The organism is Blastococcus sp. SYSU DS0617, assembly GCF_054051075.1.
Map to the genome: position 1 here is coordinate 11,892 of NZ_JBJHAO010000013.1, position 26,686 is coordinate 38,577.

The 26,686-nt window shown below is 74.3% G+C and carries 33 protein-coding genes; 21 read left to right on the forward strand and 12 right to left on the reverse strand.

Annotated features, from left to right (window positions below; translation table 11 throughout):
* The first annotated feature begins 159 nt into the window (after nucleotides 1–159).
* Genes ACI793_RS14410 through ACI793_RS14420 form a run of 3 tightly spaced genes read left to right on the forward strand, consistent with a single transcriptional unit; the run spans nucleotide 160 to nucleotide 3,157 of the window.
* Entirely contained in the window at nucleotides 160–915 is a 756-nt protein-coding gene (locus ACI793_RS14410; RefSeq protein ID WP_456607065.1) for a GNAT family N-acetyltransferase, read from the forward strand.
* Nucleotides 912–1,805: a lysophospholipid acyltransferase family protein gene (locus ACI793_RS14415; protein ID WP_456607066.1), complete on the forward strand. Its 894-nt coding sequence runs from the start codon at nucleotides 912–914 to the stop codon at nucleotides 1,803–1,805. The genes ACI793_RS14410 and ACI793_RS14415 overlap by 4 nt, the downstream gene beginning before the upstream one ends.
* A complete protein-coding gene (locus tag ACI793_RS14420) occupies nucleotides 1,802–3,157 on the forward strand; it encodes a glycosyltransferase family 4 protein (protein ID WP_456607067.1) in 1,356 nt (451 codons plus the stop codon). Before ACI793_RS14415 ends, ACI793_RS14420 begins: the two co-directional genes overlap by 4 nt.
* Here the strand turns inward: ACI793_RS14420 and ACI793_RS14425 are convergent.
* The 4 genes from ACI793_RS14425 to ACI793_RS14440 form a co-directional block, all read right to left on the reverse strand.
* Nucleotides 3,043–4,776 (reverse strand): glycoside hydrolase family 13 protein, encoded by a 1,734-nt coding sequence (locus tag ACI793_RS14425; RefSeq protein WP_456607068.1) that lies wholly within the window; start codon nucleotides 4,774–4,776, stop codon nucleotides 3,043–3,045. The two genes, ACI793_RS14420 and ACI793_RS14425, sit on opposite strands and share 115 nt — an antisense overlap.
* A gap of 213 nt (nucleotides 4,777–4,989) precedes the next feature.
* A complete protein-coding gene (locus ACI793_RS14430) occupies nucleotides 4,990–5,358 on the reverse strand; it encodes an ArsR/SmtB family transcription factor (protein ID WP_456607069.1) in 369 nt (122 codons plus the stop codon).
* Nucleotides 5,355–5,813, reverse strand: a complete 459-nt coding sequence (locus tag ACI793_RS14435) for an SRPBCC domain-containing protein (protein ID WP_456607070.1) — start codon at nucleotides 5,811–5,813, stop codon at nucleotides 5,355–5,357. Before ACI793_RS14435 ends, ACI793_RS14430 begins: the two co-directional genes overlap by 4 nt.
* 97 nt (nucleotides 5,814–5,910) lie before the next feature.
* Nucleotides 5,911–6,303, reverse strand: a complete 393-nt coding sequence (locus ACI793_RS14440; RefSeq protein WP_456607071.1) for a VOC family protein — start codon at nucleotides 6,301–6,303, stop codon at nucleotides 5,911–5,913.
* A 156-nt stretch (nucleotides 6,304–6,459) separates the two neighbouring features.
* Between ACI793_RS14440 and ACI793_RS14445 the strand changes: the two genes are divergently transcribed.
* The 3 genes from ACI793_RS14445 to ACI793_RS14455 all read left to right on the forward strand — a co-directional run bounded on the left by ACI793_RS14445 (nucleotide 6,460) and on the right by ACI793_RS14455 (nucleotide 8,153).
* Nucleotides 6,460–6,855, forward strand: coding sequence for a VOC family protein (locus ACI793_RS14445; protein WP_456607181.1), 396 nt, complete (start codon nucleotides 6,460–6,462; stop codon nucleotides 6,853–6,855).
* Between the two features lie 77 nt (nucleotides 6,856–6,932).
* A complete protein-coding gene (locus ACI793_RS14450) occupies nucleotides 6,933–7,310 on the forward strand; it encodes an FKBP-type peptidyl-prolyl cis-trans isomerase (protein ID WP_456607072.1) in 378 nt (125 codons plus the stop codon).
* 150 nt (nucleotides 7,311–7,460) lie between these two features.
* Nucleotides 7,461–8,153 carry a DsbA family oxidoreductase gene (locus ACI793_RS14455; protein WP_456607073.1) on the forward strand — a complete coding sequence of 231 codons (693 nt, stop codon included), beginning with the start codon at nucleotides 7,461–7,463 and terminating at the stop codon, nucleotides 8,151–8,153.
* 180 nt (nucleotides 8,154–8,333) lie between these two features.
* Here ACI793_RS14455 and ACI793_RS14460 read toward each other — a convergent pair whose 3' ends face one another.
* The 3 genes from ACI793_RS14460 to ACI793_RS14470 all read right to left on the reverse strand — a co-directional run bounded on the left by ACI793_RS14460 (nucleotide 8,334) and on the right by ACI793_RS14470 (nucleotide 9,837).
* Nucleotides 8,334–9,296, reverse strand: a complete 963-nt coding sequence (locus tag ACI793_RS14460) for an NAD(P)H-dependent flavin oxidoreductase (protein WP_456607074.1) — start codon at nucleotides 9,294–9,296, stop codon at nucleotides 8,334–8,336.
* A 25-nt stretch (nucleotides 9,297–9,321) separates the two neighbouring features.
* Nucleotides 9,322–9,564: an acyl carrier protein gene (locus ACI793_RS14465; RefSeq protein WP_456607075.1), complete on the reverse strand. Its 243-nt coding sequence runs from the start codon at nucleotides 9,562–9,564 to the stop codon at nucleotides 9,322–9,324.
* 84 nt (nucleotides 9,565–9,648) lie between these two features.
* Nucleotides 9,649–9,837, reverse strand: a complete 189-nt coding sequence (locus ACI793_RS14470; RefSeq protein WP_456607076.1) for a hypothetical protein — start codon at nucleotides 9,835–9,837, stop codon at nucleotides 9,649–9,651.
* A 72-nt stretch (nucleotides 9,838–9,909) separates the two neighbouring features.
* Between ACI793_RS14470 and ACI793_RS14475 the strand changes: the two genes are divergently transcribed.
* From ACI793_RS14475 to ACI793_RS14505, 7 genes are all read left to right on the forward strand, one after another.
* Entirely contained in the window at nucleotides 9,910–10,239 is a 330-nt protein-coding gene (locus tag ACI793_RS14475; protein ID WP_456607077.1) for an ArsR/SmtB family transcription factor, read from the forward strand.
* Nucleotides 10,236–10,742: an SRPBCC family protein gene (locus ACI793_RS14480; RefSeq protein ID WP_456607078.1), complete on the forward strand. Its 507-nt coding sequence runs from the start codon at nucleotides 10,236–10,238 to the stop codon at nucleotides 10,740–10,742. Before ACI793_RS14475 ends, ACI793_RS14480 begins: the two co-directional genes overlap by 4 nt.
* A 173-nt stretch (nucleotides 10,743–10,915) precedes the next feature.
* Nucleotides 10,916–12,130 carry an MFS transporter gene (locus ACI793_RS14485; protein WP_456607079.1) on the forward strand — a complete coding sequence of 405 codons (1,215 nt, stop codon included), beginning with the start codon at nucleotides 10,916–10,918 and terminating at the stop codon, nucleotides 12,128–12,130.
* Nucleotides 12,131–13,393, forward strand: coding sequence for an alpha/beta fold hydrolase (locus ACI793_RS14490; RefSeq protein ID WP_456607080.1), 1,263 nt, complete (start codon nucleotides 12,131–12,133; stop codon nucleotides 13,391–13,393).
* A complete protein-coding gene (locus ACI793_RS14495; protein ID WP_456607081.1) occupies nucleotides 13,390–14,058 on the forward strand; it encodes an acVLRF1 family peptidyl-tRNA hydrolase in 669 nt (222 codons plus the stop codon). The genes ACI793_RS14490 and ACI793_RS14495 overlap by 4 nt, the downstream gene beginning before the upstream one ends.
* Nucleotides 14,059–14,304: 246 nt before the next feature.
* Nucleotides 14,305–14,451 carry a hypothetical protein gene (locus ACI793_RS14500; protein WP_456607082.1) on the forward strand — a complete coding sequence of 49 codons (147 nt, stop codon included), beginning with the start codon at nucleotides 14,305–14,307 and terminating at the stop codon, nucleotides 14,449–14,451.
* A 230-nt stretch (nucleotides 14,452–14,681) separates the two neighbouring features.
* Nucleotides 14,682–16,736: a HelD family protein gene (locus ACI793_RS14505; RefSeq protein ID WP_456607083.1), complete on the forward strand. Its 2,055-nt coding sequence runs from the start codon at nucleotides 14,682–14,684 to the stop codon at nucleotides 16,734–16,736.
* Nucleotides 16,737–16,744: 8 nt separating this feature from the next.
* Here the strand turns inward: ACI793_RS14505 and ACI793_RS14510 are convergent, their stop codons facing one another.
* Together ACI793_RS14510 and ACI793_RS14515 are read right to left on the reverse strand one after the other, a co-directional pair.
* On the reverse strand, nucleotides 16,745–17,572 hold the full coding sequence (locus ACI793_RS14510) for a YhjD/YihY/BrkB family envelope integrity protein (protein ID WP_456607084.1): 828 nt from the start codon (nucleotides 17,570–17,572) through the stop codon (nucleotides 16,745–16,747).
* A 33-nt stretch (nucleotides 17,573–17,605) separates the two neighbouring features.
* The gene (locus tag ACI793_RS14515) at nucleotides 17,606–17,776 is read right to left on the reverse strand and encodes a hypothetical protein (protein WP_456607085.1); all 171 of its coding nucleotides are present in this window, start codon (nucleotides 17,774–17,776) and stop codon (nucleotides 17,606–17,608) included.
* A gap of 280 nt (nucleotides 17,777–18,056) precedes the next feature.
* On the opposite strand from ACI793_RS14515, the gene ACI793_RS14520 reads away from it, so the two are divergent.
* Entirely contained in the window at nucleotides 18,057–19,157 is a 1,101-nt protein-coding gene (locus tag ACI793_RS14520; RefSeq protein ID WP_456607086.1) for a C40 family peptidase, read from the forward strand.
* Here ACI793_RS14520 and ACI793_RS14525 read toward each other — a convergent pair.
* Nucleotides 19,127–19,684, reverse strand: coding sequence for a hypothetical protein (locus ACI793_RS14525; RefSeq protein ID WP_456607087.1), 558 nt, complete (start codon nucleotides 19,682–19,684; stop codon nucleotides 19,127–19,129). The genes ACI793_RS14520 and ACI793_RS14525 overlap by 31 nt on opposite strands.
* Nucleotides 19,685–19,811: 127 nt before the next feature.
* Here ACI793_RS14525 and ACI793_RS14530 point away from each other — a divergent pair, with 127 nt between their 5' ends.
* Both ACI793_RS14530 and ACI793_RS14535 read left to right on the forward strand, forming a co-directional pair.
* Nucleotides 19,812–20,138, forward strand: a complete 327-nt coding sequence (locus ACI793_RS14530) for a DUF3817 domain-containing protein (protein WP_456607088.1) — start codon at nucleotides 19,812–19,814, stop codon at nucleotides 20,136–20,138.
* A gap of 34 nt (nucleotides 20,139–20,172) precedes the next feature.
* Nucleotides 20,173–21,498, forward strand: coding sequence for a serine hydrolase domain-containing protein (locus ACI793_RS14535; protein WP_456607089.1), 1,326 nt, complete (start codon nucleotides 20,173–20,175; stop codon nucleotides 21,496–21,498).
* Between the two features lie 117 nt (nucleotides 21,499–21,615).
* Here the strand turns inward: ACI793_RS14535 and ACI793_RS14540 are convergent, their stop codons facing one another.
* Nucleotides 21,616–22,239 carry a pyridoxamine 5'-phosphate oxidase family protein gene (locus tag ACI793_RS14540; RefSeq protein WP_456607090.1) on the reverse strand — a complete coding sequence of 208 codons (624 nt, stop codon included), beginning with the start codon at nucleotides 22,237–22,239 and terminating at the stop codon, nucleotides 21,616–21,618.
* A 233-nt stretch (nucleotides 22,240–22,472) separates the two neighbouring features.
* Here ACI793_RS14540 and ACI793_RS14545 point away from each other — a divergent pair, with 233 nt between their 5' ends.
* Nucleotides 22,473–22,769 carry a PadR family transcriptional regulator gene (locus ACI793_RS14545; protein ID WP_456607091.1) on the forward strand — a complete coding sequence of 99 codons (297 nt, stop codon included), beginning with the start codon at nucleotides 22,473–22,475 and terminating at the stop codon, nucleotides 22,767–22,769.
* Nucleotides 22,762–23,373, forward strand: coding sequence for a hypothetical protein (locus ACI793_RS14550; protein WP_456607092.1), 612 nt, complete (start codon nucleotides 22,762–22,764; stop codon nucleotides 23,371–23,373). Before ACI793_RS14545 ends, ACI793_RS14550 begins: the two co-directional genes overlap by 8 nt.
* A gap of 90 nt (nucleotides 23,374–23,463) precedes the next feature.
* On the opposite strand, the gene ACI793_RS14555 is transcribed toward ACI793_RS14550, so the two are convergent.
* Entirely contained in the window at nucleotides 23,464–23,979 is a 516-nt protein-coding gene (locus ACI793_RS14555; RefSeq protein ID WP_456607093.1) for a hypothetical protein, read from the reverse strand.
* Between the two features lie 85 nt (nucleotides 23,980–24,064).
* Between ACI793_RS14555 and ACI793_RS14560 the strand changes: the two genes are divergently transcribed.
* From ACI793_RS14560 to ACI793_RS14570, 3 genes are all read left to right on the forward strand, one after another.
* Nucleotides 24,065–24,316 carry a DUF3253 domain-containing protein gene (locus ACI793_RS14560; RefSeq protein WP_456607094.1) on the forward strand — a complete coding sequence of 84 codons (252 nt, stop codon included), beginning with the start codon at nucleotides 24,065–24,067 and terminating at the stop codon, nucleotides 24,314–24,316.
* A gap of 205 nt (nucleotides 24,317–24,521) precedes the next feature.
* The gene (pdhA, locus tag ACI793_RS14565; protein ID WP_456607095.1) at nucleotides 24,522–25,685 is read left to right on the forward strand and encodes a pyruvate dehydrogenase (acetyl-transferring) E1 component subunit alpha; all 1,164 of its coding nucleotides are present in this window, start codon (nucleotides 24,522–24,524) and stop codon (nucleotides 25,683–25,685) included.
* Nucleotides 25,682–26,686 carry an alpha-ketoacid dehydrogenase subunit beta gene (locus tag ACI793_RS14570; RefSeq protein WP_456607096.1) on the forward strand — a complete coding sequence of 335 codons (1,005 nt, stop codon included), beginning with the start codon at nucleotides 25,682–25,684 and terminating at the stop codon, nucleotides 26,684–26,686. The genes pdhA and ACI793_RS14570 overlap by 4 nt, the downstream gene beginning before the upstream one ends.

A 26,686-nucleotide genomic window follows, 5' to 3' on the forward strand; every position in this document is an offset into this window, starting at 1 on the left:
GAACGGGTGAGGGCGCCGGGGCGCGAGGGGGAATTCCTCACGCGCAGCGCCGAACCGTCGTGTCGTCGCCCGCGGCCGTGCACCGATCGGACACCTGGGCTCCCCACCCTGCGGGATGTCCGGGCCCGTCCGGGGCCCTCCGGCACGCGAGGTGTCGTCGTGACCACTGTCCTGCCACTCTCCCCGCCCGTCCCCCGCTACCGCGCCGCGCTGGCCACCAGCGCCGCCGAGGTCGAGGCCGCCCAGCGGCTGCGCCACCAGGTGTTCGCCGGGGAGTGCGGTGCCCGCCTGCTGGGACCGCGAGCCGCCGAAGGCCTCGACGACGACGGGTGGGACGAGCACTGCGACCACGTGCTCGTCCACGACGACAGCACCGGTGCCGTCGTCGGCACCTACCGGTTGCTCCCCCCGGAGCGGGCCGCGGCGCTCGGGCGCGGGTACTCCGACGGCGAGTTCGACCTCTCCCCGCACGCCGCGCTCCGGCCGGACCTGGTCGAGGTGGGCCGCAGCTGCGTCTACCCGGACCACCGCACGGGCGCCGTCGTCTCCCTGCTGTGGGCGGGCGTCGTCCGCTACGCGCTGGGGCGCGGCTACCGGTACCTGGGCGGCTGCGCGTCCATCCCGCTGGCCGACGGCGGCGCGACCGCCGCGGGGGTGTGGGACGTGGTCCGCGAGCGGCACCTCGTGCCCTCGGCGCTGCAGGTGGTCCCGCACGTCCCCTTCGACGTCGGGACGGCGGTGCGCCCCGCCCGTCCCGAGCTGCCTCCGCTGCTGCGCGCGTACCTGCGCATCGGCGCCCACGTGTGCGGCCCACCCGCGCTGGACGCCGACTTCGGCACCGCGGACCTCTACGTGCTGCTGCGCATGGTCGACATCGCCCCGTGGCTGCTGCGCCGTCTGGCCGCGCAGTCATGAGCGCCCCCGTGCACGCCTGGTTCCCGACGTCGGACTGCACTCCCGCCTGCGTGGACGCGCCGCCCCTCCCGGCCGGGCGGGCGACCCGGGCCCGGCGGTGGACCGGGCTGACGAGCGCCCTCGCCGGCGCCGCCGCCGGTGTCCCGGGTGCCCCCGCCCGCACGCTGGCCGCGCTGGGCGTCGAGCTCCGGGTGCTGCCGCCGGCGGTGCCGTGGCGGGCGCCGGGGGAGGGGCCGGCGCCGCTGGTGGTGGCCAACCACGTGTCCTGGCTGGACGACGTGGCGCTGCTGGCCGCCTTCCCGGCGCTGCGTCCGGTCGCCAAGGCGGAGGTCGGCGGCTGGCCGCTCATCGGCCCGGCGGCCCGGCGGTCGGGGGCGGTCTTCCTCGACCGCGGCAACCTGCGCCGGCTGCCGGGCACGGTCGCCGAGGTCGCCGCCCTGCTGCGCAGCGGCATCCCGGTGCTGGTCCACCCCGAGGGGACGACGAGCTGCGGCACCGCCCCCCGCCGGTTCCGCCCCGCGCTGTTCCAGGCGGCGATCGACGCCGGCGCCCCGGTCTGCCCCGTCGCGCTGCGCTACCGCACGCCCGCCGGGCCCACCGCGGTCGCCGGCTACCTCGGGAGCGACTCGCTCGGCCGCAGCCTGAGCCGGGTCGTCGCCACCCGGGGGCTGGTGCTGGAGCTGCACCAGCTCGCGCCCCTGCACCCGGGCGAGGACCGGCGCAGCCTGGCGGCCCTGGCGGAGTACGCGATCGCCACGGCGGCCGGTGTGCGCGCCAGGCCGGGGACGGCGCACCGGCCGGGTGCCGCGCCTCCGGTCGCCCCGCGTGTCGTGGCCCCGCGGGCGGCGTCCGTGGGGCCGGTCGGGCGTGCGGACCTGGTGGCCCCGTGACCGGCCGGGGGACGACGCCCCCGGGACTGCGGGTGGCCGTGGTGGCCGAGACCTTCTCCCCGGCGGTCAACGGGGTGGTCAACTCGGTGCTGCGCGCGGTGGACCATCTCGCCGTCCGGGGGCACGAGGCGGTCGTGGTCGCGCCCAGCGGCGAGTCCTACCAGTCCCGCTGCGGCGCGCACGTGGAGGTGGTGACCGTCCCCGCCATGCGGCTGCCGCGGTACCGCCGTCTGGCGCCGGCCCGGCGCGGGGCCGAGGTCACCGCGCTGCTCGCCGGCCTGGCGCCCGACGTGGTGCACCTCGCCTCGCCCGCGCTGCTGGGATCGGCTGCCGGGCAGGCCGCACGGGCGCTGGGCATCCCGTCGGTCGCGGTCTTCCAGACCGATCTGGCCGCCTACGCGCGGCGGTACCGGGTTCCCGGCAGTCCGTCGGCCGCCTGGCGGGTGCTCCGCGCGGTGCACGGGGCGGCGGATCTGACGCTGGCCCCCTCGACGGCCAGTGCGGCGCTGCTGCGGCGGAACGGCATCGCTCCGGTGGCGCTGTGGCCCCGGGGCGTGGACCTCACCCAGTTCACGCCGCGACGGCGGGACGAGGACCTGCGCCGGCAACTGGCACCCGGCGGCGAGCTCGTCGTCGGCGTGGTCGCCCGCCTGGCCGTGGAGAAGCGGCTGCACCTGCTCGCCGAGGTCGCCCGGTTGCCCGGCGTGCGGCTCGTCGTCGTCGGGGACGGGCCGCAGTCCCGGCGGCTGGCCCGGGCGATGCCCGGGGCGGTGTTCCTCGGGCAGCGCACCGGCACCGAGCTGGGCCGCATCGTCGCCTCCTTCGACCTGTTCGTGCACCCGGGCGCCGACGAGACGTTCGGCCAGGCGGTGCAGGAGGCGCTGGCCGCGGGCGTGCCGGTGGTCGCGGCGGCCTCCGGCGGGCTGCTGGACCTCGTGCGGCACGGGGAGAACGGCTGGCTGTGGGCCGGCGGGGACCCGGAGGTCCTGGCCGCCGTCGTCGCGGGCCTGCGCGACGACCGGTCCGCCCTGAGCGCCGCCGCGGCCCGGGCCCGGACGTCGGTGGCGGAGCGCACGTGGGCGCGGGTCGGCGACGAGCTGATCCGCCACTACGGCACGGTCCTCGCCCGTGAGTCGGGCCCGGTCCCGGATCCGGAGCCGGCCGCGGAACCGGATCCCGCCCCGGAATCGGAGCCGGAACCCGAGGCGCTGCCGGTGCACGCCTCGTCGCCGGGCGCTCAGAGCCGGAGCACGCGGGCCTCCCAGGGCCGCAGCACGTCCGCCGCGTCGGGCAGGTTGCCCAGCACGAGTTCCGCGCCCACCGCCTCGGGCAGGAGCGTGGCCAGCTCGTAGGGCGTGCGGGACAGGTTGCAGACGACGAGCAGCGTGTCGCCGTCCAGCGTGCGGGTGAAGGCGTACACGTGCTCGTGCTCGGGCAGCAGCATGGCGAAGTCGCCCAGCGCTACCACCGGGAGCTCGTGGCGCAGCGCGATCAGTCGGCGGTAGTGGGCGAGCACGGACGTCGCGTCGGTGCGCTGCGCCTCGGCGTTCCACTCGACGTGGTCGGGGTTGACCGCGAGCCACGGCGTGCCGGTGGTGAACCCGGCGTGGGGAGAGGCGTCCCACTGCACCGGCGTGCGGGCGTTGTCGCGGCTCATCGTCCGGAGAGCTGCCAGCACCTCGGCGGGGTCGTGCCCCGCCGACACCGCGTGCACGTGGTGGTTGAGCGACTCGACGTCGGCGAACTCCTCGAGCGAGGTGAACGGAAAGTTCGCCATCCCGATCTCCTGCCCCTGGTAGACGTACGGCGTCCCCCGGTGCAGGTGCAGCAGGGTGGCCAGGCAGGTCGCCGAGTCGCGCCGGAACTCCGGGGAGTCGTCACCGAAGCGGGAGACCGCGCGCGGCTGGTCGTGGTTGTCCCAGTAGAGCGAGTTCCACCCCACCTCGGCCAGGCCGCGCTGCCAGCGCCCGAAGGACGCCTTGAGGTCGCGCATGCGCAGCGGCTGGATGTCCCACTTCGACGTCCCGTGGTCCAGGCCGACGTGCTCGAACTGGAACACCATGTCCACCTCGGCGCGGGCCGGATCGGTGAACCGGCGGGCCTGCTCGACGGTCACGCCGGGCATCTCGCCGACGGTGAGGAACGTTCCGTCCCGCCCGGCGAACACCTCGCGGTGCATCTCCTGCAGGAACTCGTGGATCCGCGGCCCGCACAGGTAGGAGGCCGAACCGTCACCCAGCGAGGACCCGGGCAGCGGTGGCCCGTCGTGGAGGTGTCCGTCCGGGCTGCCGTCCCGACCGCGGAGGTCCTTGCTGATCATGTTGATGACGTCCATGCGGAAGCCGTCGACCCCGCGGTCCAGCCACCACCGCATCATGTCGTGGATCGCCGCCCTGACCTCGGGGTTCTCCCAGTTCAGGTCGGGCTGCCGGCGGTCGAACAGGTGCAGGTAGTACTCGCCGCTGGCCTCGTCGAGCTCCCAGGTCGGCCCGGAGAAGAACGACTGCCAGTTGGTCGGCTCCGCGCCCGGTTCGCCTGCCGCCATGCCCTCGCGCGGGGGGCGCCACCAGTACCAGTCGCGCTTGGGGCTGTCGGGCGAGGACCGGCTGTCCACGAACCAGGGATGGGCGTCGCTGGTGTGGTTGACCACGAGGTCCATCAGCAGCTTCATCCCGCGCGCGTGCAGGGCGGCGATGAGTTCGTCGAGCTGCTCCAGCGAGCCGAACAGCGGGTCGATGTCGGTGTAGTCGCTGATGTCGTAGCCGTTGTCCGCCTGCGGTGAGGGGTAGACCGGCGAGAGCCACAGCACGTCGACGCCGAGATCGGCCAGGTGGTCCAGGCGCTGGAGGATCCCGCCCAGGTCGCCGACGCCGTCGCCGTCGGAGTCCTGGAACGAGCGGGGATAGACCTGGTAGACGACGGCGCGGGTCCACCAGGGCTGCCCCTCGTCCGCGGGCTGGGGTTCGGTCATCGGCCCAGCCCAGCACGGCGCCCGCCTCCGCGCACCCGCGGGACGGCCCGGCGAGGGCCGGACCGTCCCGCGGTGCGGGTCAGTGCCAGTCGCTCTTCTCGGTCCACCAGCCGGACAGCCCGTCCAGTGTGGTGAGCGCGTCGTACACCTGCCGCGGCGAGGAGTGCTCGACGCCGACGCGGTGCCGGATGTCTGCCATCTCCGTGGTCCTCTCTAGTGCTCCTCCTCGTTCGACTGTTCGTCGTTCTCGTCCGCACGGCGCTGGATCTGCTCGGCGATGCGCCTGATGCGGTGCAGGCGGGCGTCCCAGGCCGCGCCGACGTCGGCGAGCTGGGCCACGGCCCGCGCGAGCTGCTCGGGGTCGACGCGGAACTGCTTCTCCCTGCCGATGGCGGTGGCGTGCACCAGCCCGACCCGGTCGAGGACGACGAGGTGCTTGGCCACCGCCTGGCGCGTCACCGGCAGGCGCTCGCTCAGGCTGGTCGCCGTCCCGCCGCCCTCGCTCAGCAGGAGGTCGAGCATCCGACGCCGGGTCGGGTCGCCGACGGCCGACCAGAGGTCGTCGTCCACCAGCGTGCTCATGCGTTCGCGGCGACCTTGGCGGCGTACCCCGGCAGCCGGGGCAGGTGGAAGTCCCAGCCGGTGACGTGGTCGGCGTGCTCGGCCGCGACCTTCGCCTCGTCCCAGCCGCGCTCGCGAAAGCCGGTCTCGGTCATCCGCAGCCGCGTGCCGCTGCCGGCCGGCTCGAGCTCGAAGACGACCAGCATCGAGTTGCCGGGCGCGGCGACCTCGCCGTCGGCGTGGGTCCAGCGGAAGGAGAACAGCCGGTTCGGGACGGCGTTGACCACGGTGAACCGCACCCACGTGCGGTCGCCGGCATCGCCGAAGCCGATCCGGCCCTCGCCTCCCGGTACCGCCGGGTACTCCGCCTCGTCCGGCCACCACTCGCGCACGTGCTCGGGGTTGCTCACCACGTCGAAGACGACCTCCGGTGAGGCGTCGATGTGGAGCTCCCGCTCGATGGTCCCGTGTTCCATGGCCTCCCACCTTTCTGCAACGTCTGGTTGCGGGTGACCCTAGCGCGGTGAGTCAGGGAAGCGCAACCACTTGTTGCGGGTGCGGGGCGACGCCCGATCAGGCGGGCTCGGGGAACCTGTGGTGCACGGCCTCGACGTTGTTGCCGTCGAGGTCGCGGAGGAAGACGCCGTAGTAGCCCGGGTGGTACTCCGGCCACTCGCGGGGCTCGTGCAGGATCTCGGCCCCGGCCTCCCGCGCGGCGGTGAAGACGGCGTCGACCGCGTCGCGGGACGGCGCGGCCAGCGCCAGGTGCACCGGCCGGTTGCCGGGGCCCTCCAGCGGCGACGTCCACAGCTGGGGCATCCCGTCCGGCCCGGCGAGGCCGATCACCGGCCCGTGCGGGGTGTCGTAGCGCATCATCTCGCGCACGCCGCACGACGCGAAGACCCGCTCGTAGAACGCCGCTGAAGCCGCGGCGTCGGCGCACTGCAGACCCAGGTGGTCGATCATGGCGGGACCGTAGCGACGGCCACCGACAGCCGGGACCCCTGCGCGCATGCCCCTCCGATGAGAAACGGGATGGCCGCCCGTCGTACTGCTGACGGCACGCGAGGGCGTGCCGCCCAGCCGGCCGGACGGCCGCGGACCGAGGAGACCCCCGTGCGCATGATCTTCGTCAATCTTCCCGTCGCCGACCTGGCCCGGGCGAAGGCCTTCTACGGCGGCCTGGGCTTCGGCTTCGACGAGCAGTTCAGCGACCAGAACGCGGCGTCCGTCGTCGTCAGCGAGCAGATCACCGTCATGCTGCTGACCCGTGAGCGGTTCGCCGACTTCGTGCCGGGCGGCGTCGTGGGCGACCCGGCCCAGGCCACGACGGTGCTCAACGCGCTGTCCGTCGACTCCCGCGAGGAGGCCGACGAGATGCTGGCCCGCGCCCTGGCTTCCGGCGGGAAGCCATGGCAGCCGGCGCAGGACCACGGCTTCATGTACGGCACCAGCTTCACCGACCCCGACGGGCACGTGTGGGAGACCATGTGGATGGACCCCTCCGCGGTGCAGTGACCGCCCGGGCGGCCTGCTCCGCGCGCTGATTGGATGGGGCGCGGCGCCGGGAGAGCCCCGGCGCAGGAGGGAGCACCGTGGCCGAGCTGACCCGTCCGGACGTCGAGCCGCCGACCGGACCCGCGCCCGACGACCTGGTGATCGAGGACCTCGTCGTCGGTGACGGTCCCGAGGCCAAGGCCGGCGACCTGATCAGCGCCCACTACGTCGGTGTCACCCACGACGGCGGCGAGCAGTTCGACGCCTCCTGGGACCGCGGCGACCCGCTGGAGTTCCGGCTGGGCGTCGGCATGGTCATCCAGGGCTGGGACGAGGGCATGACCGGCATGAAGGTCGGCGGTCGCCGCCGGCTGACCATCCCGCCGCACAAGGCCTACGGGGAGCGCGGTGCCGGCGGCGTCATCAAGCCCGGCGCCACCCTCGTCTTCGTCGTCGACCTCGTCGGCGTGCGGTGACATGGCGATCCTCCGGATCGCACCGCGGCCACGAGCCATTCCTCTGGTGAGCTGAGCCGTTCCGTCGTGCCTGCGCGGGACCCTTCGGGCCCCACTCGGCGCGACACCGCTCCGCGGAATCCCCCGGCGGGCGACGACGTTGGGCCGGGCATGCGCGTAGAGGTCTGGTCCGACGTCGTCTGTCCGTGGTGCTACGTCGGCAAGCGCCGGCTGGAGACCGCCCTGGAGCGGTTCCCGCACCGCGACCAGGTGGAGGTCGTCTGGCGCTCCTTCCAGCTCGACCCGACCGTCCCCGAGGGCAAGACGCACCCGACGCTCCCCGCGCTGGCCGCCAAGTACGGCACCAGCGTCGAGCAGATGCGCGAGAACATGCGCGGCCTCGAGGAGACCGCGGCCGCCGAGGGGCTGGAGTACCACCTGGCCGACGGTGTCAGCGGCAACACCCTCCTGGCCCACGAGCTGCTGCACCTGGCCGCCGAGCACGGCAAGCGGAACGAGCTCAAGGAGCGCCTGCTGCACGCCTACTTCGAGGAGCAGCGCTCGGTCTTCGACGTCGACTCGCTCGTGCCGCTCGGGGTCGAGGTGGGCCTGGACGAGGCGGAGATCCGCGAGGCCCTGACCGACCGGCGCTTCCGCTGGGCGGTCAGCGAGGACAGCGCGACGGCCATCGAGCTCGGCGCGCGGGGCGTGCCCTTCTTCGTCGTCGACCGGAAGTACGGCGCCGCCGGTGCCCAGCCGGCCGAGCAGCTGCTGCAGCTCCTCGAGCGCGCCTGGGCCGACGCGAACCCGCTGATCACGGTGCCCGCCGCCGAGGGCTGCGAGGACGGCAGCTGCGCCGTCTGACTCGGGCTTGGCCCGTCAGGCGCTCGAGCTAGCCCAGGAGTCTGGGGGACGGCGCGGAGCGCACGTGCGTCACCCACTGCACCCACGACGCCTCCGCGGTCTGGCGCCCGTCCGTATGTGCACATACCGGTCTATCGGCCGGCCCGTGACGTCGTTACCTGCACATTCGTGCGCGCTGAGCTAGCCGAGCAGTCGGGGAACCGCTCGCAGCGCCTTCTCCGCGTCGTCGCTCAGCTGCCGGACGACGTCGGCCGCGGACCGCTCCGCCGTCACCAGGCCCACCGCCTCCCCCGCGTAGAGCGGGGCGGACGCCGGATCGCCGGTGCGCCGGCCCTCGACCACGAGCTGCCGCGCGGCCTGATCGTCCACGAGCTCGTCCTCGCGGCCGTGCCAGGAGCGCGAGAAGTCGTTGACCAGTGCCCGCCCCGGCCAGCGTTCCGGCCAGGCGATGCCCTCCGCGACGTCGAAGGCGCGGGTCAGCACCGTCTCGTCACCCGTCGCTTCCCGCACGCGCTCCCGCGCTGCGGCGGCGTTCAGCCCCTCGGTGCACGACAGCAGCGCCGTGCCGACCCACACCCCTGCCGCTCCGGCCACGAGCATCGCGGCCATGGCCCGGCCTGACGCGATCCCCCCGGCGGCGACCACCGGCCGGTCGGTGAGGGCCAGCACCTCCTGCAGCAGGGGGAGCAGCGCGCGCTGACCGGTGTGCCCGCCCGCCTCGGTGCCCTGGGCGACGAGCACGTCGACGCCCGCGTCGATCGCGCGCCGCGCGTCGGCGACGGTGTTCACCTGCGCGGCCACCGCGATCCCCGCGTCGTGCAGCGGCCCCACGTAGGGCGCGGGGTCCCCGAACGACATCGACACCAGGCTCGGCTGCGCGGCGACCGTGGCGTCGAAGAGCTCGGGCCGCTCGCCCAGCGTCCAGATCATCAGCCCGACGCCGAAGGGCAGCTGGTCCCGCGCGGCGACGGCGCTCTCCGCCGTCACGAACTCCGCGCTGTGCCGGCCGCTCACGCCGATCATCCCGAGGCCGCCGGCCCGCGACACGGCGTGCGCCAGCGCACCACCCGAGACGCCGGCCATCGGCGCACCGATGACCGGCGTCGAGAGGTCGAACCAGCGGGTCAGCGGAGTCCCGATCACGGCCCCATCGTGCCCCGCGGTCCGCTCACTGCGTGGCGGGACCGCCCTGGTCGGTGCCCTGCAGCCGGCCCAGGAACTCGTGGCAGCGCTTCGCCCGCGCGGAGTCCTGCTCCATCACCTCGCGGAAGAAGGCCGCGACGTCGTCCAGGCCCGCGTTCTCGGCGTCCCGGACGTACTGGCCGTAGTCGTGCCCCGCCTTCAGCGAGTGGTACTGGACGGACACGAGGTCGTAGAAGACGTCTTCGAACCCGGTCTCACCCGTGGCCATGGGTCCTCCTCGAATGCTCGACGACAGGACTCCGGGCCTACCCGTGCCGGACCGATCCGTCACATCCGCACAGGTTCTGCGGGATCAGGAGACGCCGCCGCCCAGGACCTCGCCGGTCTCGTCGTCGGCGGACGCCAGCTCGTCCTCGCCGGCGGCCACCGGGTCGTCGGCGGCGGAGGCGAGGTCCTCGCCCTGACCCAGCGCGCCGGGGTCGGCCTGCAGGGTCCGGGGGTCGTTGAGCGGATCCGGGGTGTCGGGATCGGTGACGGTCATGCCAGGCGCATGCCCCGTCCGGCGGTGCAGGAATCGCTTCCTCTCGCGTAACCGACGTGTTACGCATACCCGGTGGACGCGCTCGCTGCCCTCGCCGACCCGGTCCGCCGGGAGCTGGTGGAGCTCCTGGCGCAGGGGGAGATGGCCGCCGGCGAGCTGGCCGACCGCTTCCCGGTGAGCCGGCCGGCGATCAGCCGGCACCTGCGGGTGCTGCGGGAGGCGGGGTTGGTCACCGTGCGCGCCGAGGGGAAGCGGCGCCTCTACGTACTCGACCCGCGGCCGCTGCGCGAGCTCGACGACTGGCTGGAGCCCTACCGCGACCTGTGGGCCCAGCGGCTGGACGCACTGGACACCGAGATCGCCCGCGGTCGGCGGGCGCGGAGGAACGGAGGACCGGCATGACCGAGCACCTGGAGACGCGGCGCGGCGTCGTGACGCGGCTGGACGACGGGCGGCAGCGGCTGGAGTTCCGCCGCTCGTGGCCCGACCCGGTCGAGGACGTCTGGGCGGCGCTCACCGAGCCCGACCGCATGGCGCGCTGGATCGGCACCTACGAGGGCGAGCGGGCCGTGGGCGGGACCGGCACCTTCACGATGACCCACGAGGAGGAGCCGGTGGGCGAGCCGATGCGCATCGTCGAGTGCGATCCGCCGCGGCGGCTGGCCGTCGAGTGGGTGCAGCAGGACACCGACGCCTGGCGGGTCGACCTCGACCTGAGCACCGAGGGCGACCGGACGGTGCTGCGCTTCGTGCAGGTCTTCGGTGCCGACGCCGACGTCACGGACTTCGTGCTGGGCTGGCACTGGTACCTGGACAGGTTCGGCGCCGAGGTGGACGGTTCGCCCGTCCCGGGGGAGTGGGACGCCTTCCTCGCCGAGGTGGGACCCGCGTACGGCCGCTCCTGAACCGGGGTCGGCTGCGGACAGGGCCCGCGATAGCGTGCCCGGGATCCGACCGCCGACAACGGCGTCGGCGGCCGGGTCGACCCACCGCGTGGCGCCCGGCTCGGCCGGTGTCCGCGCTCCCGGTCGGTTAGCGTGGGAGAGCCGCAACCCGTTCGACGGAGGCTCTTCCCCACGTGGCCAATCCCTACCTGCAGGTGCTGCGCACGCCGCACACCTTGCCCATGGTGCTGGCTGCCTTCATCGGTCGGCTGCCGCTGTCCATGGTCGGACTGGGTTGCGTCCTGCTCGTGGCGGACCAGACGGGGTCCTACGGGCTCGGCGGCGCCGTCGCCGCGGTCGGCGCGGTCACGACGGCGGTGGCCGGGCCGTTCATCGGCCGGCTTTCCGACGCCCACGGCCAGCGCCGGGTGCTGCTGCCCGTGCTGGCCGTCTTCGTCTCCGCTGGGACGCTGTTCCTGCTGGCCGTCCGCCAGGACTGGCCGCTGGTCCTGGTGTTCGCCTCGGCCGGCCTGGCCGGGGCCTGCCTGCCACCGGTCTCCTCGATGATCCGCGTGCGGTGGACCCATCTGCTCCGGGGCAGCCACCGGCTACCGACGGCGCTGGCCATGGAGTCCGTCGTCGACGAGATGGTGTTCGTGCTCGGCCCCGTGCTGGTCACCGTCCTGTCCACCACCGGCCATGCCACCTCCGGTCTGGTGACGGCGTTCGTGCTGGCGACCGTCGGCAGCCTGCTGTTCGCCGCGCAGCGCCGCACCGAACCCGTGCCGACCGCCGTCGAGAACCGGAGCATGTCCTCGGCCATGCGGTCCGACGGGCTCAAGGTGCTGTTCGTCGTGTCCGCCGCGGTGGGCACCGTCCTCGGCACGCTGCAGATCTCGCTGGTCGCCTTCGCCGACGAGCTGGACGAGAAGCCCATGACCGGCGTGCTCATCGCCGCGCTCGCCGTCGGGTCGATGATCAGCGGCATCGGCTGGGGGGCCGTCCACTGGCGGCTGCCGCTGCGCCACCGGCTGGCCGGCGTGCTCGTGCTGCTCACCCTGCTGAGCGCGCCGCTGATCCTGGTCCGGGACGCCTGGCTGATGGTCCCGTTCGTCGTGCTGGCGGGCATCGCGGTGTCGCCGGCGCTGATCAGCGCCTTCACCCTCGCCGAGCAGCTCGTGCCGCGGGCCGCCGTCACGGAGGCGTTCACCTGGATCGGCACGGCGCTGGCTCTGGGCGTGGCCCTGGGGGCCTCGGTGTCGGGCAAGATCGTCGACGTCTCCGGCGCCAACGCCGCCCTGGCGGTGGCCACCGTCGCGGCCGCCGTCGCCGCCCTCGTCGTCGCGCTGGCGCAGCGGGCGCTGCACGTCCCGGCGGAGCACGCGGCCGTGCCGGCGCTGGCCGGCTAGGTGGACGAGCGGTACGCCATCCCGGGGGCGCTGGTCCGGGACCGGACGGTGACCGTGCCGCTGCACTGGTCCGCCGACGACGGCGAGGGCATCGACGTCTTCGTCCGCGAGCTCGTGCACCCGGACAGGCGTGACCGCGAGCTGCCGCTGCTGCTGTTCCTGCAGGGCGGCCCCGGCGGGAAGTCGCCCCGGCCCACGCGGGGCGGCTGGCTGCCGCGCGCGCTGCAGGACTTCCGCGTGGTGCTCCTCGACCAGCGCGGCACCGGCCGCAGCTCCCGGATCACCGCCGCCACCGTGGCGCGCTTCCCCGACGCCCGGGCCGCGGCCGAGCACCTGCTCGCCTTCCGGGCCGATTCCATCGTGGCCGACGCCGAGCACGTGCGCGCCGCCCTGTACGGCGGCCGGCGCTGGACGACGCTGGGGCAGAGCTACGGCGGGTTCGTCACCCTGGCCTACCTCTCCACCGCGCCGCAAGCCCTCGACCGCTGCCTGATCACCGGGGGCCTGCCCGCGCTGGAGCCCGACGCGCGCGAGCTCTACCGGCGCACCTATCCCCGGGTGGCGGGCAAGGTGCGCCGCTTCTACGAGCGGTATCCGCACGACGTCGTCCGCGCCGCCGCGGTCGCCGACCGGCTCGCGGCCGCCCCGGTGCGCCTCCCCGACGGCGACGTCCTGTCCGTGCGCCGGCTGCAGACCGTCGGGCAGGTCCTGGGCACCCAGGCCGGCGCGGAGGAGCTGCACTGGCTGCTGGAGGAGGCCCTCGACGACGGCGCCCCGAGCGGCCTGTCGGACACCTTCCTCGACCAGGTCGCCCGCCGGACCTCCTTCTGGGACAACCCGCTCTACGCGGCCCTGCACGAGAGCATCTACGCCTCGGGCCCGGGCGCCACCGCCTGGGCGGCGGAGGCCGAGCGCACCCCGGCCTTCGACGGCGACGTGCGCCCCCTGCCGTTCACCGGCGAGATGATCTACCCCTGGATGTTCGACGAGGTCGCCTCGCTGCGGCCCTTCGGTCCCGCGGCGCACGCGCTCGCCGCCCGCGAGGACCTGCCGGAGCTGTACGACCCGGCCCGGCTGGCGGCCAACGCGGTGCCGGTCGACGCCGCCGTCTACTTCGACGACATGTACGTCGACGCCGAGCTGTCGCTGGAGACGGCCGCCGCCGTGGGCAACGTGCGGACGTGGGTCACCAACGAGTACGAGCACGACGGGCTGCGGACCGGCGACGTCCTGGACCGGTTGCTCGGCCTCCGCACCCGATGACCCGTCCCCGTCCGGCGCCCGGGGGCGGACGGCGGCTCGGCGTCGCCCCCGAGCGGCTGGGCAGGTGGCTGGACGGGGTCGCCGAGCGGCACGGCGCCTTCGCCGACGTGATCGCGGACGACGACGGCACGGTCCGGCTGACCTGCGCGGACACCACGACCGTCGCGCTCCGGGCGCCCTTCGGGTGGAGGCCGGAGCAACCGCTGCTCGCCGGCTTCACCGCGGCGGCCCGCGCCGACCGGACGGCGGCGGTCCTCCTGGTCCGCCGCGGCCGGTGGGCCGTCGGCGTCTTCACCGGGGAGCGGCTGGTGGTCTCCAAGGTCGACGCGCGCCAGGTCCAGGGGCGTACGGCGGCCGGCGGCTGGTCGCAGCAACGGTTCGCCCGCCGGCGCGGCCACCAGACCGACGCCGTCGTCACCGCTGCCGCCGACACCGCGGCCCGGGTCCTGCTCCCGCACCTCGCGGACGTCATCGCGGTGTTCACCGGCGGGGACAGGGGGCTGGTCGACGAGGTCCTCGCCGACCGGCGGCTGGCGGGGCTCGCCGCCCTGCGCCGGGAGCCGCACCTCGACGTGGGCGAGCCCACCAAGGCCGTGCTCCTGGAGACGCCGGCGCAGCTGCGCGCCGTCGAGGTGACGATCGTGGAGCCCGCCGACCGCGCATGATCGCGGACCGCGATCCGGCCGGAATTGTCCCGAATGGCGAATAGTGTCCGAGGCCACTCTCTCGGAGTGGCCTCGGACACTATTCACCATTCTAGTGAGCAGCATCTCAGGCTTTGCGGGTACTGATCCGCGCCTTCGGCGAGTTATCACTAAAGCAACACCCGGTGTGGCCGATGAAGAAAGCGACCACGGACCACTCGTCAGGAGACAGTCATGGGAACGCGTACCGCTCACAGGCCCAGCACGATGGGCAACATCCCGATGAGCTTCGCCCCGATGCTCTTCGCGGACCCCTCCTACCTCGAGGCCGACCGCGCCCCGATCGGCGCGTCGCAGGGTGAGGGCGTGCGGTTCATCGCTCGTCTGGGACGGATCCTCCGCACCCACAGCTGAGCCATTCGCCCGCGCTCCGGAATGGAGCGACGGCCGCGATACCGACGCGAGAACCGCCATTCACGGCGGCTCTCGCGTCGCTGTCGTTACGGGCCCTCTGTCCCGACCGTGCCGCGGGGGCCGGAGGTTCCCCGCAGGTCCGGTCGACCCGCCCGACGGCGCCGGTCAGAGCGCTCCGCGGGCGAAAGGCCCTCGACCCGCCCGGCGGTGCGGCGTAGCGTCCTCCGACCGTGTCTCCCGTCGCCCGCTCCGAGACCGTTCCCCCTCCCGATCCCGTCCTCGTCGCCGAGCGCGCCCACCTGGCGCGGGCCGAGGAATGCCTCTCCCGGATGCGGGTCGCCACCACCGCGGTGACCGACGCCGGCGTCGACGCCTGGGCATCCGAGCGACTGGGCGCCGCGCGCGCCGAACGGCTGCGCGCGCTGGCCGCCGATCCGGACGTCCCGCCGTTCTTCGGCCGCACCGACAGCACCGGCCCGCCGCCCGAGACCTTCCACATCGGCCGCCGGCACGTGCGCGACGACGCCGGCGACCCGGTGGTCATCGACTGGCGCGCCCCGATGAGCCGGCCGTTCTACCAGGCCACCGCCGCCGACCCCCAGGGCGTCGCACGCCGCCGCCGGTTCGGGTTCGCGGGCGGCGAGCTCACCGGGTACGAGGACGAGCGCCTCGAGACCGGCGACGACGGCCCGGGGGAGTTCCTGCGTGCGGAGATCGAGCGCCCGCGCAGCGGCCCGATGCGCGACATCGTGGCCACCATCCAGCCCGACCAGGACGACATCGTCCGCGCGCCGCTGAGCGAGTCGATCTGCGTGCAGGGCGCCCCGGGCACCGGCAAGACCGCCGTCGGCCTGCACCGGGCGGCCTACCTGCTGTACACCCACGGCGGTCAGCTGGCGCGCACCGGCGTCCTCGTCGTGGGGCCCAACCGCGCGTTCCTGCGCTACATCGAGCAGGTGCTGCCCACCCTGGGCGAGGTGGACGTGGCCCAGTCCACGGTCGCCGACCTCACCGGCCGGGTGCCGGTGCGCGCCGTCGACCAGCCGGCGGCCGCCGTCCTCAAGGGCGACGTCCGGATGGCCGAGGTGCTGCGCCGGGCGCTGTGGGGCGAGATCCGCAAGCCGGCCGACGACGTGATGGTGCCCCTGGCCGGACGTCGCTACCGCGTCCCGGTGGAGCGGCTCAAGCGCTCCGTCGACGACCTGCGCCGCCGTGCCCGGGGCGACGACGACCAGCAGCTGCTGCACTACGCCGCCGGGCGGGACCGGCTGGCCATGCTGCTCGCCGGGGATGCCCGGCGGCAGAAGGAGGCCGCCGGCGGCAGCCCGACCGACGCCGAGACGCGCAGGGCCGCGCGCAGCCCGGAGGTGCGCGCCTTCTGCGACCAGGTGTGGCCCGCCCGCGACGCCGCCGGTCTGGTCGCGGCGCTGTTCACCGACGCCGCCCTGCTCGCCCGCGCGGCCCGGGGCGTCCTCGACGACGCCGAGCAGGCGCTGCTGGTCTGGGCCGCGCCGCCCCGGTCGGTCCGTTCCGCACCCTGGACGGAGGCCGACGCCGTGCTGGTCGACGAGGCGGCGGGGCTGCTCGAGCGGACCCAGGGCTTCGGGCACGTCGTCGTCGACGAGGCGCAGGACCTGTCCCCGATGCAGTGCCGGGCCGTGGCACGTCGGCTGGCCGCCGGATCGCTCACCGTCCTCGGTGACCTCGCGCAGGCGACCAGTCCCTGGTCGGCGGCCGACTGGGGGCAGACCCTGGCCGGGCTGGGCCGCCCCGGCACCGTCGTCCGCCCGCTCACCCGCGGCTACCGGGTGCCTGCGGAGGTCCTCGACTACGCCAACCGCCTGCTCCCGGTCATAGCGCCCGGCCTGCCGGGCGCCACCGCCGTCCGGGGCGAGCCCGGATCACTGCGTATCCGGTCGACGGCCGATCTCGCCGGCCCGCTGGTCGGGGTGGTGGAGGAGCTGGCCGTGCAGCCGGGGTCGATCGGGGTGGTCTGCGCCGACGGCGTCGTCGACGAGGTGGTCGGCCTGCTGACCGGCGCGGGGATCCCGGCCACCGCCCTGGTCGACGACGGCGAGCCGCCGTCGCGGGTGGCGGTCGTGCCCGCCACCCTGGCCAAAGGGCTGGAGTTCGACGCGGTCGTCGTGGCCGATCCGGCGGCGATCGTGGCTGCCGAGCCGCGGGGGCTGCACCGGCTCTACGTCGTGCTCACCCGGGCGGTGAGCACGCTGGTCGTGCTGCACCGGGACGACCTGCCCGCAGAGCTGGCCGCCGTCCCCGGCTGAGGCCGACGTCAGGCCGCCGCTGCCCGGCGCCGCTCCAGCAGCTCGTCCAGCGAACCGGTGAGCAGCCAGCCGGCCAGCATCACGAGGTGCAGCAGCCACAGCCAGAAGCCGACGGCGACGACGCCGCCGACCACGGTCAGCCCGCCGAAGGGGGCGCCGAGGTCCAGCGGCAGGGACAGGAAGAGCACGAATCCCTGCAGGAAGCCGGACAGGCACGCGGCCGTGAACAGCGCGCCGCACACGAGCGCCGGCCACCGCACCCGGTCCCCGCCCACGACGCGGAAGCCCCAGGCCAACGGGAGCGTGAGGGCGGCCAGGACCGCGTAGAAGCCGACCGCCACCCGGCCGACCGTCGCCCAGACGCCCCCGCTCTCGGCGAGGCCGGCCATGGCGTCGGCGGCCAGCAGCAACGGATAGAGGAGGAAGGGGGCGAGCAGCAGGAGCGGCAGGGCGGCGAGCCGGCCCCGCCAGCTGGTCAATCCCTCCTGGCGGGTGCTGAACCGCAGCAGCGCCCGCCGGACCCCCTCGCCGTACAGCGACATGGGCAGCAGGGCGAGCAGCGCCTGCAGAGGGTTCAGGCCCACCCCCGCCTCGACCAGCCGGGCCACCGCGTCCGGCGCGCCCAGCTCGGGCGGCAGGAGACCGGCCAGCCGCTCCCCGAGTTCGTGCACCCGCTCCGGGGACCGGAGGCGGGCGGTGAGCGAGAACGAGAGCACCAGCAGCGGTACCACCGCGATGCCCGCGTAGAAGGTGAGCCCGGCCGCGATCAGCGCGAGGTCACGGCCCTGCAGGCGCCGGCGTACGCCTGCCAGGAGCGCCCTCGTCCACGAGTGCACGGAGCCGGACTCCGACGTCAGGGGTCGGCTCCGTCACTCGGGGTCGTTGAAGCCGGTCTCCTCGCAGCTGGCGTCGTGCGGGTTGCCGGCCTCCTCTCCCTGGGAGTCGCAGTTGGTCTCACCGCGCTCCAGATCCGTGTTGTCGCCACAGGCGACCAGCGATCCGGCTACGGCGAGCAGGAGGAGGGGGCGGCGGAGGTCCATGCCTTCGTAGTGCGCGAGCCGGGACGTTCCGAAACAGCTCCCCGGCGGGGTGTGCTCGCCTCACCCGCCCGACAGCGGCGAGTGAACGGGTCCGTCACAGTCCGGTCGCCGCAACCGCGCCCTGTTACCCACGCCTCACCTGGGCAAACCACATAGTTGTGATTCACCCGTTGTCACGGGTCGGTAACGGGCTTACCGTCAGTGTGCCTGCCGAGGCGTTCAGTCACCACCGGGGTGGCAGCCCGTCGCAGCAACCGAATGAAACGGAGAGCCGCCGCTCATGGCGCTTCCCCTGCAGCCCGCTCGCGGCCGCACCGTCCGACGTGCCGCCCTCTCCCTCGTCGGCGCCTTCGGCATCCTGCTGGCCACCGTGCCGGCCTCGGCCGCTCCCGGTACCCCGGGCACGGCCGCCGAGGCAGCGGAACTGGTCGCCGCCCGCGGTCACGACCTCGAGGCGCTCTCCGAGCAGTTCAACGAGGCGCGCGAGGTGCTGCGGGCGCAGCAGGCCGCGGCCCAGGCCGCCCAGGCCGAGCTGGACCGGGCCACGGCCGCGCTCGCGGTGGCGCAGCAGCGGGTGCGCGGCATCGCCCGCACCGCCTACACCGGCGAGGGGCTCAACTCCTTCCAGGCCCTGATGATCAGCGGCTCCGCCGACGAGTTCGTCAACCGGATGTCCACGCTCCAGATGGTGGCCGGGCACCAGAACGAGCTGCTCACCGTCGCGGCCGACGCGAACGCCGCGGCCGCCGCGGCGCAGGAGCAGGTCCGGACGTCGGTCGCCGAGGCGCAGCGCCAGTACGACGCCGTCCTCGCCCAGCAGACCGATCTCGAGGGCCAGATCGCCGAGTACAAGGCGATCCACCAGCGGCTCAGCGCCGCGGAGCAGCGGGCGGTCGCCGCCGCCGCGGCCCAGGCCCACGCCGACGGCTCCGCGCACTCCGGCGGTTCCACGGCCTCCTCGCGGGCCAGCCGCGGTGAGCGGACCGAGCAGCTGGCCGCCGCCTCGGCGCCCGTCGTCGCCGACAGCGGCGCCGCCCAGATCGCGATCGACACGGCCATGGCCCAGCGCGGCAAGCCCTACGTCTGGGCGGCCGACGGTCCCGGATCGTTCGACTGCTCGGGTCTCACCCAGTACGCCTTCAAGGCCGCCGGCATCAACCTGCCGCACTCCAGCCGGATGCAGGCCCAGATGGGCCAGTCCGTGCCCCGCGGCAGTCTGCGGCCCGGCGACCTGGTGTTCTTCTACAGCCCGGTCAGCCACGTGGGCATCTACATCGGCGGCGGCCAGATGGTCCACGCGCCGACGTCCGGCGACGTCGTCAAGGTCGCGCCGGTCGACGCGCTCGGCGGCTACGCCGGCGCCCGCCGCATCGCCGCCTGATCGACCCGCTGCAGCAGCCCCCACACGAAGGTCGTCCGCACGCCGCCGGGCAGGTGCACCTCCCAGCGGGTCACGACGCCGGGGTCGACGCTCCTCGCCCCGGGCAGGCCGACGACGTCGTCGAGCACGTGCTCCCACACCCCCAGGTCGCCGGCCCGTGCCGGCGGGACGGGTGATCCGGGTGCGCGGGCCAGGTGCTCGTGCAGCACCGATCCCCCGGGGCCGCTGAGCACCTCCCACCACAGGTGCGGCCACAGCGGGAGCGGCCAGCGCCGCACCTGGACGTCGAGATCGCCGAACCTGCGGTCCTCCAGCTCGTCGGCCGGGCCGAGGACGGCCGTGCGCAGCGCCAGCCCCCGGGGCGCCCGGGGCGCGTGGTGCAGGGCCTGCCACCGGGTGTGCGCGGCGTGCGCCTCGGCACGGGTCGCGCCCAGCCGGGGGATCGCCTCGGCCACCAGATCCGGCCGGACGTCGGCCATCCGGCGCAGCAGGACCAGGCAGAACTCCCGCCGCGCCAGCCCCCGCACGGGGGCGACCCTGCCACTGGCGGCAGGATCACACCGCACGTGGGGACGTCGGCCGCCGTCCGGCCGTTGAGCCCCGTGGCCGAGAAGCACGCCGACCCACCGCCGCACACCCGAGGACGTCGCCCCGATGAACCCCCGCACCGTCGCCACAGCGTTCCGCGTCGCCGCCGTCGCCGAGGCCCTCTCCTGGGTCGGCCTGCTGATCGGGATGTTCGTCAAGTACGTGCCCGAGACCAGCGAGCTCGGCGTCAAGATCTTCGGGCCCATCCACGGCGGCATCTTCGTGGCGTATGTGGTGATCACGCTCCTGGCCGCCCGGGTGCTGCGCTGGTCGGCCGGCACCACGCTGCTCGGACTGGCCGCCTCCGTGCCGCCGCTGGTGACGATCTGGTTCGAGCGCTGGGTGACGCGGACCGGACGGCTGCCCAGCACGCATCCCGTCCCCACCAGCTGATCTGGCCGGACGTGTCGGCGATACGGTCGCCGGCATGCCCGAACCCGTGCTGCCCGCGACCGCCCGCACCCTGCTCGCCCGCGTGGCCCGCGTGCAACGGGACGGGCGCGCGCCCAGCCTCGTCGCCGGCGTCGTCCGCGACGGCGGGCTGGCGTGGTCGGCGGGCCGCGGCGCCGTCGCAGAGCCGCACGCCGACGTCCAGTACCGGCTCGGGTCGATCAGCAAGACGGTCACCGCGGTCCTGGTGATGCGGCTGCGCGACGAGGGCCGGCTGTCCCTCGACGACCCGCTGGAGCGGCACCTGCCGGGGACGCCGCTGGGCGAGCGCACCGTCGGCCAGCTGCTCTCGCACCTGGCCGGCGCCTCCGCCGAGAGCCCGGGCGGCTGGTGGGAGCGCGTGCCCGGCGGCTCGCTGGCCGACCTCGGGCTGGCCGGCGACGACGTCGTCCTCGGGGCGGCCCGGCGCTTCCACTACTCGAACCTGGGGTTCGGGCTGCTCGGCGAGCTCGTGGCGCGGCAGCGCGGGACCTCGTGGGACGACGCGGTGCAGGCCGAGGTGCTGGCACCCCTGGGGATGACCCGCACCAGCCCGCGTCCCTCGGGCGCCGCGGCCGAGGGGCGGGCCGTGCACCCGTGGGCCGACGTCGTCCTCCCCGAGCCCGAGCACCACGCCGGCGTGATGGCCGCCGCCGGGCAGCTGTGGGCGACGCTGGCCGACCTGGGCCGGTTCGCCGCCTTCCTCCTCGGCGACACCGCCGACGTCCTGGACCCCGCGACGCTCGAGGAGATGACCGAGCCCGCCGGTGTGGACTCCTCCGCCGCCGGCTGGTCGGCCTACGGGCTGGGCGTGCAGGTGATGCGCGTGGACGGGCGGACGCTGGTCGGCCACGGCGGCTCGATGCCCGGCTTCCTGGCCGGCGTCTTCGTCGACCGCGACGAGCAGACCGGTGCCGTCTCGCTGGCCAACGCCACCGCGGGCGTGGAGCCGGTCGTCCTGGGCCTGCTGGCCGACCTGCGCGCCGCCGAGCCGCGGATCGTCGACGCCTGGACCCCGTCCCCGTCCCCGGTGCCGCTGGAGTCCCTCGGCGTCTGGTTCTGGGGTGTGTCCCCGTCCGTGCTGCGTGCGGTCGGGGGCGGACGGCTGCACCTGGGTCCGCTGCCCGGTCGTGGCGGGCGGGCCAGCCGGTTCGAGCGGCGTGCGGACGGCCGGTGGGTCGGGCTGGACGGCTACTACGCCGGCGAGACGCTGCGCATCGCCGAGGACCACCTGGACCTGGGCACGTTCATCTTCACCCGCACCCCGTACGACCCCGCCGCCCCCGTGCCCGGCGGCGTGGACGAGCGCGGCTGGCACGCCTGACCGTTCACGTCCCGCGCGCCCCGCGATGATCAGGGAACCTGATCATGCTGCGTCCTCCCTCACGGTGGGCGGTGAGGGAGGACACGCAACGATCAGGTCAGCTGATCGTGGCGTGCGTCAGGTGGTGGGGTAGAGGCCGGCCGAGTACGCCGCGCTGGAGTAGTAGCGCTCCAGCTCCTCGAGCGGCTCGTCCTTGCGCTCCAGGGCGTGCGCGATGCGTGCCCGGGTGGGCACGGCGTCGGGGCGCCAGCTCTCGGGGTCCCACAGCTGCGAGCGCAGGAACGCCTTGCCGCAGTGGTGGAACACCTGCTCGACGTCGACCACCACGGCCAGGACCGGGCGGTGCCCCTTGACCACCATCCGGTCCAGCAGCGCCGGCTCGGTGACCAGTCGGGCGTGGCCGTTGATCCGCAGCGTGTCGGTGCGGCCCGGCAGCAGGTAGATCAGCCCGACGTGCGGATTGCTCAGGATGTTGCGGTAGCCGTCGGCGCGGCGGTTGCCGGCCCGCTCGGGGATCGCGATCCTCCGGTCGTCCAGGACCAGCGTGAAGCCGGGCGGATCGCCCTTGGGGGAGACGTCGCACCCGCCGTCCGCACCGCTGGTTGCGATCAGGCAGAACGGCGAGGCCGCCAGCCACTCTCGGTCGACGTCGGCGAGCGCCGTCCGTTCCTTGGCCAGCGCCGCGGGCGCCGGTTCGCCGAGCAGTTCCCGCAGCTGCGCCTCGCTGGTGATCTCCTCCATGCAGGCATCATGCCCGCCGGCCGGCGGGCCGCCGTCGGGATCTGCACCCTGCTCGCGACGAGCGACGGGCGCTCCTCTCGTCGCTGGATGACGACTACCTTGCAGTGCAAGGCCGTCGCTCCTATCCTGCACCACATGGTAGCCGAGTGCTCCACTCGCTCGTGAGTGCTGACGACGACGGCCGGGCGTCGAGACTGTTGCGCGGGATCCTGGATGCGTGCCTGCTCGCACTGGTGTCCGACCGGGATCGGTACGGCTACGAGCTCGCGTCGGCGCTGCACGACGCCGGCCTGCTCGCTGTGAGCGAGGGCTCGATCTATCCGCTGCTCTCCCGGCTGGAGCGCCGTGGGCTGCTGGAGAGCTACCGGACGCCGGCAGCGGGCGGTCCACCACGGCGCTACTACCGGATCACTGCTGCCGGCGAGGGTGAACTGGCGTCGGCCCGGGCCGTGTGGCGAGAGGTGTCGGCCGGCGTCGATGCCACGATCGGACGGAGCGAACGTGAGCAACAGGACGTCGTCCATGGGTGAGCAGAGTGTCGGGGCGGACGAGATCGACAGGGTGGTCCGGCAGGCGACGGCACACTGGCGGAGGTCCGGGATCCCGCGATCGAGTTGGCGCCGCAAGGCGGACGAACTCGGCGACCACCTCAGGGCGGCGGTCGCCGATGGACGCGACGTCCGCGACGTGGTCGGCCCTGATGTCGTCGCGTTCGCCGCTGCATGGGCTGAGGCGGACCGGGAACGCAACTGGGTCGAGCCCGTCCTCGTCCTCGTCTGGCATCTCACGCTCGGGCTCGGTGTGCTCGCGCTCCTCGGGCCCGTCATCGAGGACGACCGGGAGTCCTTCGGGATGCCTGCGAGCGCTGCGTTCAGCATCGAGCTGGCGATGGTGTTCATGTTCGGCATCTGGCTCGTGCGTTGGTTCCGGGCGCAGCTCAGCAGAACGGCCGCCCGGGTGCTTCACGGCCTCATCGTCGCCACCTACGTGGTGTCGATCCTGGCCATGGCGTCTCGAATCGGACGGCGCCACGACTACATTGAGATGTCACCGGTCGTGGTCACGGCACTGATCGTCGTGGGCCTGTCGGCTGCGGCGCTCTCGAGCTGGCTGAAGCGAACCAACCGCTTGTGACCTTCATCGAGGGTGGACCTCGAGTTCGAGTCGAGCACGCACGCCGTACCGCCTGTGGTGTTCCTCGTGGGCGGCGCACAGCGGGGTCCCTCACCGGTCGAAGGCGTCCATCGTCGTCTTGACGACGGCGCCGTAGACCACGTGCGGCACGAGGTCGCTGAGCCAGTCCGTCCGCGACCAGGTGCGCGGGTCGGTGATGCCGAGGACGGTCATCGGCCCGTTCGCCGCGACCAGGACGCCGGCGGTGGTCAGCAGCGTGCCCACGGCGGGACGGGAGCGGTATCCCGCCGCCCGCACCAGTCCGACGACGACGCCGACCCCGACGCCGGCGACCAGCCCGGTGAGCGGCCCCAGGCCCTGCACCCGGTTCTGCCGCGTCTCATCGTCGCCCGGGATGGGGACGTGCGCCTTGCTCGCCAGGGTCTCCACCGTCCGTTCGGGCGTGGAGCTGCTGCCGCGGCCGCGCACGGCCATGTCCAGGTAGGTGACGGCGTTGAGCGCCGTGCTGCCCGCGGCGCCGGCGGCCGCGCCGCGCAGCGCCCAGCCCGTCGTGCTGATCCCGCGCTTCCCCTTGCCGAGGGTGCCGATCACGGTCTTCTTCGCCATGTCGCTGCTCCTACCCCGGCGGCCGGCTGCGGACTCCCTCGGCGGTGCGCTGGCAGGAGGGCGCGCCACCGCGCACGCTCGATGGATGGACGTCGACGCGCGGCTGGAGCAGGCGATCGCTGAGCTGCTCGCCCTCCGGCGCGCGGGCACCACGATCTGCCCCTCGGAGGCGGCCCGCCGGGTCGATGCCGACGGGTGGCGCGACCTCATGCCCGCCGCGCGGGCCGCGGCCGGGCGCCTGGCGGGAACCGGGCGGGTCGAGGTCACCCAGGGTGGGGAGGTCGTGGACGTCACCACCGCCCGCGGGCCGGTCCGGATCCGGCGCACGGAACGCTGATCCGCAGGCGGCGCCCCGTCGAACCATGCGAAGTGGTGGCCATCGGCCGCTGATCACCACGAGTTCGTAGGACTCGACCGCTCCCACCGGACCGCGGTGCCATGGCAGGATGTGTGAGCGGCGCCACACCCGGGCGCCGAGATGCGTCCACCTCCGCACGGCGCCGGTGACCCCGGACCGGGCGGCGAACGGCGAGGAGCGAGCGATGACCGCGGTGCGTGACGAGATCGAGGCCGACATCGGCGACGCCACGGAGGTCGTCGACCCCGTGCCCGGGGCCGGTGCGCCGCACCGGCCGCAGCAGCCGGACCTGGTGCAGCTGCTCACGCCCGAGGGCGAGCGGATCGAGCACCCCGACTACCCGCTGGACGTCACCGACGAGGAGCTGCGCGGCTTCTACCGCGACATGACGCTCGTCCGCCGGTGGGACGTCGAGGCGACGGCGCTGCAGCGCCAGGGCGAGCTGGGCATCTGGGCCTCGCTGCTCGGCCAGGAAGCCGCCCAGCTCGGCGCCGGACGGGCGCTGGAGGACGGCGACATGGCGTTCCCGACCTACCGCGAGCACGGCGTCGCCTGGGCCCGCGGGGTCGAGCCCCTGCACGTCATGAGCCTGTTCCGCGGCGTCGACAACGGCGGCTGGAACCCGGTGGAGCGGGGCTTCGGCCTGTACACGATCGTCATCGGCGCCCAGTGCCTGCACGCCACCGGCTACGCGATGGGCGTCCAGCGCGACGGTGCAGAGAACGCCGTCCTGGCCTTCCTCGGCGACGGCGCCACCAGCCAGGGCGAGGTCAACGAGGCGATGGTCTTCGCCGCCAGCTTCTCCGCACCCGTCGTCTTCTTCTGCCAGAACAACCAGTACGCGATCAGCGTGCCGCTCGAGCGCCAGTCCAAGGTCCCGCTGTACCGCCGCGCGGCCGGCTTCGGCTTCCCCGGCGTCCGGGTGGACGGCAACGACGTGCTGGCCGTCCTGGCGGTGACCCGCGCCGCGCTGCGGGCCGCCCGCGAAGGGCAGGGCCCCACCTTCATCGAGGCCTTCACCTACCGGATGGGCGCGCACACCACGTCGGACGACCCGACCCGCTACCGCCTGGCCGGCGAGGTCGAGGAGTGGAAGCTGCGCGACCCGATCGCCCGGCTCAAGGCCTACCTGTCCCGCAGCGGGCTGGCCGACGCCGCCTTCTTCGAGGGCGTGGACGCCGAGGCCGACCAGCTCGCCGCGCGCATCCGGCGCGGCACGGTCGAGATGCCCGATCCCCCGCCCACCGCCATGTTCGACGCCGTCTACGCCGAGCAGACCCCGCCCCTGGCCGCCCAGCGCGCCGAGTTCGAGGCCTACCGGGCGTCGTTCGACGGGGCCCAGGAATGAGCACCGGGCTGCTGGACGCGCCGGCGACCGAGACGATGACCATCGGCAAGGCGCTCAACCTCGGCTTGCGCCGCGCCATGGAGGACGACCCCAAGGTCGTGCTCATGGGCGAGGACATCGGCCGGCTCGGCGGCGTCTTCCGCATCACCGACGGGCTGCAGAAGGACTTCGGCGAGGACCGCGTCGTGGACACCCCGCTGGCCGAGGCGGGCATCGTCGGCACCGCGGTGGGCCTGGCGATGCGCGGCTACCGGCCGGTCTGCGAGATCCAGTTCGACGGCTTCGTCTTCCCCGCCTACAACCAGATCGTCACCCAGGTCGCCAAGATCCACGCCCGCTCGAGGGGCACGGTGCAGATGCCGATCGTCATCCGCATCCCGATGGGCGGCGGTATCGGCGCGGTGGAGCACCACAGCGAGAGCCCCGAGGCCTACTTCGCGCACACCCCGGGCCTGAAGGTCGTCGCGATCAGCAACCCGGTCGACGCCTACTGGGGCATCCAGCAGGCCATCGCACACCCCGACCCGGTCGTCTTCCTCGAACCGAAGCGGCGGTACTGGGAGAAGGCCGAGGTCGACATCTCTGCCACGCCCGAGCCGCTGTTCCGCTCCCGGGTCGTCCGTGGTGGCGACGACGTCACCGTCCTGGCCTACGGCCCGATGGTGAAGACGGCGTTGCAGGCGGCCGAGGCAGCCGCCGAGGAGGGGCGCTCGCTGGAGGTCATCGACCTGCGCACCGTCTCCCCGCTGGACCTGGACCCGGTCCACGAGTCGGTCCGCCGCACCGGCCGCTGCGTCGTCGTGCACGAGGCGGCGACGACGCTCGGGCCGGGTGCGGAGATCGCCGCCCGCGTGACCGAGACCTGTTTCCACTCCCTGGAGGCCCCGGTGCTCCGGGTCGGTGGCTACGACACTCCCTACCCGCCGTCGAAGCTGGAGGAGGAGTACCTCCCCGACCTCGACCGGGTGCTGGACGCCGTCGACCGCGCGATGGGGTTCTGA